Source organism: Xanthomonas sp. D-99 (assembly GCF_017746145.1).
Taxonomy (GTDB): Bacteria; Pseudomonadota; Gammaproteobacteria; order Xanthomonadales; family Xanthomonadaceae; genus Xanthomonas; species Xanthomonas cissicola.
In genome coordinates this window covers 21,777-28,213 of the sequence record NZ_JAGHWU010000097.1, presented here as the reverse complement: position 1 = coordinate 28,213, position 6,437 = coordinate 21,777, and the positions used below count along the sequence as shown (strand labels likewise).

The following is a 6,437-nucleotide window of genomic DNA, read 5'->3' as shown; positions in this document are numbered from 1 at the left end:
GCTAAAAGTGGGGGGATTACCCGAGTACGAGACGGTGACGAAATTGGCGCCTTTCTTGATGTCCATCGCGCCATCGTGGTGCTGTTTCGGACGGCCATTTGCTGTGCCGTTCTGATCGTCGGTACGGCGGCCATCGGTGAAGGTGACATGGTCCACCCACACGTTGCTGGCGCCTTCCACGGTCAGGCCGTCGTACTCCGCATTCCAGTTGCCGGCACTGCCATCATCCGGGTCCCAGACCGGCTCCGGGTCCCATGGATTTTCGATGGTGATATTGCGGATGATGACGTCGTTGGCCTTGACGTAAAAATAGCCTTCGCGAATTTCCGCGTTGCTGGTGATGCCGATCAGCGTGGTCTTGGTGGGCACGTCCAGACGCGCGCGCGTCTTCATGTCCGAGGTTTTGGTGTAAGGCTTTCCTTCGCTGATATCGATGATGCCGCTGACCTTGATGATGCGCCCGTTGCTTCCGACGCTTGCGCTCAATGCTGCTTTCAATTCGGCGGCGTTCTTGACGGTGTAGATATTGGCGGCAGCCGCTTTGGAGCCGCCCTTGGTGCCGCCGTTCTGGGTCGCCCAGCCCGTGGTTGCAACCTCCAACGCCGCATCGGCATAGGCAACGCCGGTGAGCAGCAACGACCCAACGAACAGCGACGCGGCGGCCGCCGTCGAAAATTTCGGCTTCATCTTGATCTCTCCCTCGAATGGGTTCGATGCGCCGCGCTGCGGCGCACCCCTGGTCCAGCAGAAGCGGGACGTATTATTCAGATATGGAATATTCGATTCCGCGACACCGATACTAGGAGCATTGCAACCGCTTGTATCTAGACGCTTTTCGGATATGCATGCGTAATCACGCAAACGCTTGCGAGACACAAAAGAAGAGACAAAACGTTGCGATCAGGACACGCAGAGACAGCGCAAGGACACTGCAACGCAGCATGATTGCGTGTCACACCATGTCGGGGTAATCCGCGAGAACGCACGCCACCATTCAAATACATGTGTTTTTTGGCGTGCCAGTCGTTGCATCGCATTGCCGCGCCGCGGCATTCAACACAAAAGCGCCGCCCGCATACGACCGGAACAACGCAAAAGCGCCTATCGTTCTATGGCGAAACATTCGCCACCTCGCAGACGGGCGCGTCGGCCCACGTTGTACGCAAGGCGCAAGCCCCTCGCTCCAATGTGGCCGGCATGACGCATGACCACGTTGAGATCGATTGCACAGGCGCAGCATCATTTGGACGCCACGCTTCTGATGCGCATGGGTCAGCGCCGCCATCGACCGATCCGGCGATCGTTTCGCTGCGACCTCACCAAGCCGCTCGGTAGAGCAAGGCGAGCTCGTTGGGCAAGGGTGATACCAGACGCTCCATGCGCAGGTGCATCATGCAGTCGCTCAGCATAAGCATCGAATCGCAGACCATCAGCGCCGGCATCCAGGGCAGCAACTGCATGCCGCAGCAACGCCAACCGGCACGCATCCTCAACGATGCGTGGGTGCGCTCAGGAAAATCCTTCGAAGAACAACTCGATCGCCATCACCAAGGCGTCTTCGCGCCCGGTGTGGGATGGGTAGTAGCGCGGGCGCCGGTCGATTTCGTTGAAGCCTTCGGAGTGGTACAGCGCGATGGCCGAGGGGTTGGACGGGCGCACTTCCAGAAACGCGCGCCGCGCACCGCGATCGCAGGCGCCCTTGATCAGCGCGCGCAGCAACACGCGACCGTGGCCTTGCGATTGCGCCTCCGGTGCGATGCAGACGTTGAGCACGTGCGCCTCGTCGGCGGCGATGCTGATCACGCCATAGCCGATGACCCGGCCGCCCTGCTCCATCACCCAGCCGGGATATCCGGCCTGCAGGCAATCGCGAAAGATGTTGCGCGTCCACGGAAACGGATAGGCGCGCAGCTCGATCTCCATCACCGCATCCAGGTCGCTCTCGCGCATTGCGCGCAGCGAGGTGGGTTGCGGCGCATTCAACGCGCTCACGCCGGGTCCCGGCGCCGACGCAGCGCGCGCAGCTGCGGCCACAGCGCACGCTTGGCGGCCGGATTACCGCGCAGTTCCGCCAGCGGCCAGGATGCCATCAAGGCCTGGGTCGCAGGATCGCCCGGATTGCAGCCGGATGCGCGCAGCAAAGCCATCTGCAGGCGATCCGGCATGCCGACACGACTGCGCCGTTGCGGCACCGGCGCTGGCGCAGTGCTGGGCGCACGTGGCGCTTCGGCCGGTGCCGCCGGTGCATTCCGCCGCGCGACGGGCGCATTGGCCGTTGCAGGTTGCAGCGCACGCTCCACGCGCGCCGGCGCGGCCATCGGTGCGCGCTCGGCAATCTCGACAGGCGCGGGCAACGCATCGACCGCATCGCGATCCAGATACACGGTATGTCCCAATGCCTGCAGATACGACACCTGCAGATCGGACCACATCGGCTCGCTCATTGAGTCGCTCACGAAAACTGGCTCATGGCAGCTCGGGCACGCGCCGCCAGCGTCGCCACAGCCACATCAACGGACCCGACAAGGCGTACAGCACGCCGATCACCAGCAACGAGCGCGCCAGATCGATCACCAACAGCGCAATCACCACCGTGGCGATCGCCAGCGCCAGGAACGGCACGCGGTCGGCACGCGGGCCGCGCGCGCCGCCCTTGAAGCTCCAGAAGCGGATTCGGCTGACCATCAGCAACGCCGACACCACCGTGACCGCCAGCGCCACATAGCGCAGCTGCTCGCCATCGAAGCCCAGGCTGTCGTCGGCGAAGGCCCAAACGAAGGACATCATCAATCCAGCCGCCGCCGGGCTGGCCAAGCCGATGAACCAGCGCTTGTCGACCACGCCGACCTGGGTGTTGAAGCGCGCCAGCCGCAGCGCCGCGCAGGCCGCATACAAAAAGGCAGCCGACCAACCGACCCGGCCCATCACGCTGCTGTCGTACTTCAGCGCCGACAGCGACCAGTGGTACATCACCAGCGCGGGCGCCATGCCGAAGCTGACCAGATCGGCCAGCGAGTCGTACTGCACACCGAATTCGCTGCTGGTATTGGTCAGACGCGCCACCCTGCCATCCAGCCCGTCCATCACCGCGGCCACGAACACCGCCATGGCGGCCTGGACGAACTGCCCATTGGCGGCGGCGATGATGGCGTAGAAACCGGAAAACAGCCCGGCAGTGGTGAACAGGTTCGGCAGCAGGTAAATCGTGCGCGAGCGCGGGGGCGGTCTCATCTCATCCATCCGCCAAGTGTAGGGCCTGAGGTCTGTCCGGCGGTAGCGCGCCTGCTGGTTCAGCACCTTGCGCGCCCATCACTTGCCAGCGCCCGCTGCGGATGCTGCAATCGCAGCGGGAATTATCCAGGGGAAGCCACATGCAGCTGTCGTCCGGGCTTTGCGCCCTGTTGATGCTGGTCAGCGCCGCCGCCGGCGCGACCGATCTTTATAAGTGGAAGGACGCCAAGGGCGTGACCCACTACACCGAAACCCCGCCACCGACCGGCCAGCGCTATGAAGCGCGCCGAATCGACGCGCGCAACGGCACCGCCGCCATTGCTGCAGCAGAGACGGCAGCGCCCGAATCGGCCGACTGCCTCACCGCGCGCCGCAATCTGGAACTGCTCAGCGGCAAGGGAGAGGTCTCCATGGCGGCCGGCGCCGATGGCAAGCCTGGCGCCGTCCTGGACCAGGATGCCCGTGCGACCCAGAGGAACCTGGCCGACGCCGCCGTCAAGGCCTATTGCAAGCCGGCAGCCCCAGGCGGCCCGGCCACCTGAGCCGGGAAGAGGTGCCAGGACGGGATTGCCCCCCTGCCGCCGGGCTGGAGCCAAACACCTTGGTGCCGCGAGCACCGGCCGAGCCAGCGCGCCCGACCTGATGGCCGCACCTGCGTAGGTCGTAGACGAAGCGCGGCCCCAGCAGCTGCACGATCGCCGGGCACCGGTGACGGATGTATGCGGACAACCACGGGCCTGCGGCGCACGTGTGCCGGCAAGCCAGCCACTCGAGCCGCCCCGCACAGGTCCGCCCTGGCCAGCGACAACCGGGCAACGCGCGCCTGGCGATGACCGGCAGGGCCCGGGACTGGCAAACTAGCGGCTTTCCGCCCAAGCGAAGCCCGATGCGTCTTTCCCAGTTCCATCTGCACACCACCAAGGAAACCCCGGCCGACGCCGAGCTGGTCAGCCACCGCCTGATGCTGCGCGCGGGCATGATCCGCAAGCTGGCCTCCGGGCTGTACACCTGGTCGCCGCTGGGCCTGCGCGTGTTGCGCAAGGTCGAAGCCATCGTGCGCGAAGAGATGAACCGCGCCGGCGCAGTGGAAGTGCTGTTTCCCACCATCCAGCCGCGTGAACTGTGGGACGCCACCGGACGTTGGGAAAAGTTCGGCGGGCAGCTGCTCAAGATCAAGGACCGCAAGGAACAGGAGTTCTGCTACAGCCCCACCGCCGAAGAGGCCGCTGCCGAATTCGCGCGCCAGGAAATCAACAGCTACAAGCAGCTGCCGCTGAATTTCTATCAGATCCAGACCAAATTCCGCGATGAGATCCGCCCGCGCTTCGGGGTGATGCGTGCGCGCGAGTTCCTGATGAAGGACGCGTATTCGTTCCACCTCACCGACGAGGACATGGCGCGCGAATACGACAACATGCGCGCCGCCTATACGCGCATCTTCACACGCCTGGGACTGGACTTCCGCGCCGTGCAGGCCGATTCCGGCGCCATCGGCGGCGATGCATCGCAGGAATTCCACGTGATCGCCGACTCCGGCGAAGACTCGCTGGCGTTCTCCACTGGCTCCGATTACGCCGCCAATGTGGAAGCCGCCAGTGCGGCACCGCCTGCCCCGCGCGCCGCGGCCAGCGAAGCGATGCAGCAGGTGGCAACGCCCACCCAGAAGACCTGCGAAGACGTGGCCCAGTTGCTCGGCATCGCGCTGCAGCGCACGGTCAAGTCGGTGGCGGTGATGACGCAGGCCGGCTTCGTGCTGGTACTGGTGCGTGGCGATCACGCGGTCAACGAGATCAAGCTGGCCAAGGTGCCCGGACTGGCCGATTACCGCCTGGCCAACGAAAGCGAAATCCGCGAACACCTCGGCTGCGAGCCGGGCTTCCTGGGCCCGGTCAACACCGCACGCCCGGTGCGCGTGGTGGCCGACCGCGATGTCGCCGCACTGGCCGATTTTGTGGTCGGCGCGAATGTGTCCGGCGCCCACCTGGTCGGCGTCAACTGGGGCCGCGATCTGCCCGAACCGCAGACCGTGGCCGATGTGCGCAACGTGGTCGAAGGCGAACGCGCGGCCGATGGCGGCGAACTGCGCCTGGCTCGCGGTATCGAGGTGGGCCATGTATTCCAGCTTGGCAGCCAGTACGCGCAGGCGCTGCAAGCCACCGTCATCGACGAAGGTGGCAAGGCGGCGGTGATGAAGATGGGCTGCTACGGCATCGGCATTTCGCGCATCGTGGCCGCGGCGATCGAACAGAACCATGACGATGCCGGCATCATCTGGCCCGCGCCGATGGCGCCGTGGCAGGTGGTGGTCTGCGTGATCAATCCCAAGCAGGACCCACAGGTGCTCGCCGCCGCCCAGGCCTTGCTGGACCAATTGCTTGCCGCCGGCCTGGATGCCGCCCTGGACGACCGCGGACTACGCCCGGGCGCGATGTTCGCCGATATGGAACTGCTGGGCATTCCGCATCGGGTAGTGGTCTCGGAACGTGGATTGGCGGCTGGCACTTTTGAATATCGCGCCCGTACCGCCGATGCAGCGGAAAGCCTGGATAAAGCAGGGTTATTCTCCCGCCTGGGGCATTGATCAAACCCCGGGTATCGGCTTCAAATGGATGAACACAAAGCGCCGAATTATTTCGGCGCATTTGTCACACCGGTTTTCTCACTTTATGATGGCCACCGCTGCCATGGACCGGCATTCTTTTTCTCTCATCTTTTGGAGCAGTGATGTCGATCGATCTTAGTGGCCTGTCGGCCAAGCAGTTGAGCGCCCTGATCAAAAATGCAAAGAAGCAGCAGACCGTGGTTGCCAAGCGCGCGCCGATCGCCAAGGTCCGCACGCAGCTGGTCCGCGCTGCAAAAGCCCAGGGTTATTCCATCGAAGAATTGTTTGGCGCTTCTGCCAGTGCCGGCCCGGGCCGTCCGGCGGGTACCGGCAAGCCGGGTCCGCGTGCCGGGCGCAAGCTGGGCAAGGTGCCGCCGAAGTATCGCAACCCCGCCAACGCCCAGGAAACCTGGACCGGCCGTGGCAAGCAGCCGCGCTGGCTGGCCGAGTTGACCGCCGCCGGCAAGAAGGTGGAAGACTTCCTGATCAGCAAGGTCGGCGGTGCGAAAAAAGCAACCGCAAAGAAGGCCTCGCCGCGCAAGGCCGTCACCAAGCGCGCCGCCAAGAAGTCCAAGGCTGCCTGATTCGAACCAATAAGAGCGCC

At 64.6% G+C, this 6,437-nt stretch carries 8 protein-coding genes; 3 read left to right on the top strand and 5 right to left on the bottom strand.

What is annotated here, in order from left to right; all coding sequences use genetic code 11:
* The 5 genes from J7360_RS20455 to pssA all read right to left on the bottom strand — a co-directional run.
* A partial coding sequence (locus J7360_RS20455) for a pectate lyase (RefSeq protein WP_209034671.1) occupies positions 1–687 on the bottom strand: 687 nt, incomplete at its 3' end.
* Positions 688–1,316: 629 nt separating this feature from the next.
* Positions 1,317–1,460, bottom strand: coding sequence for a hypothetical protein (locus J7360_RS20450; RefSeq protein ID WP_157835077.1), 144 nt, complete (start codon positions 1,458–1,460; stop codon positions 1,317–1,319).
* 49 nt (positions 1,461–1,509) lie between these two features.
* Complete coding sequence (rimI, locus tag J7360_RS20445) at positions 1,510–1,992, bottom strand: ribosomal protein S18-alanine N-acetyltransferase (protein ID WP_057662956.1); 483 nt, start codon at positions 1,990–1,992, stop codon at positions 1,510–1,512.
* On the bottom strand, positions 1,989–2,444 hold the full coding sequence (locus J7360_RS20440) for a hypothetical protein (RefSeq protein ID WP_007964195.1): 456 nt from the start codon (positions 2,442–2,444) through the stop codon (positions 1,989–1,991). Before J7360_RS20440 ends, rimI begins: the two co-directional genes overlap by 4 nt.
* 22 nt (positions 2,445–2,466) lie before the next feature.
* Positions 2,467–3,240 (bottom strand): CDP-diacylglycerol--serine O-phosphatidyltransferase, encoded by a 774-nt coding sequence (gene pssA / locus J7360_RS20435; RefSeq protein WP_005913472.1) that lies wholly within the window; start codon positions 3,238–3,240, stop codon positions 2,467–2,469.
* Positions 3,241–3,371: 131 nt separating this feature from the next.
* Between pssA and J7360_RS20430 the strand changes: the two genes are divergently transcribed.
* The 3 genes from J7360_RS20430 to J7360_RS20420 all read left to right on the top strand — a co-directional run bounded on the left by J7360_RS20430 (position 3,372) and on the right by J7360_RS20420 (position 6,417).
* A complete protein-coding gene (locus J7360_RS20430) occupies positions 3,372–3,773 on the top strand; it encodes a DUF4124 domain-containing protein (protein ID WP_007964196.1) in 402 nt (133 codons plus the stop codon).
* Positions 3,774–4,117: 344 nt separating this feature from the next.
* The gene (locus J7360_RS20425) at positions 4,118–5,812 is read left to right on the top strand and encodes a proline--tRNA ligase (RefSeq protein WP_042675183.1); all 1,695 of its coding nucleotides are present in this window, start codon (positions 4,118–4,120) and stop codon (positions 5,810–5,812) included.
* A gap of 143 nt (positions 5,813–5,955) precedes the next feature.
* Positions 5,956–6,417 carry an H-NS family nucleoid-associated regulatory protein gene (locus J7360_RS20420; protein WP_007970417.1) on the top strand — a complete coding sequence of 154 codons (462 nt, stop codon included), beginning with the start codon at positions 5,956–5,958 and terminating at the stop codon, positions 6,415–6,417.
* The last annotated feature ends 20 nt before the right edge of the window (positions 6,418–6,437 follow it).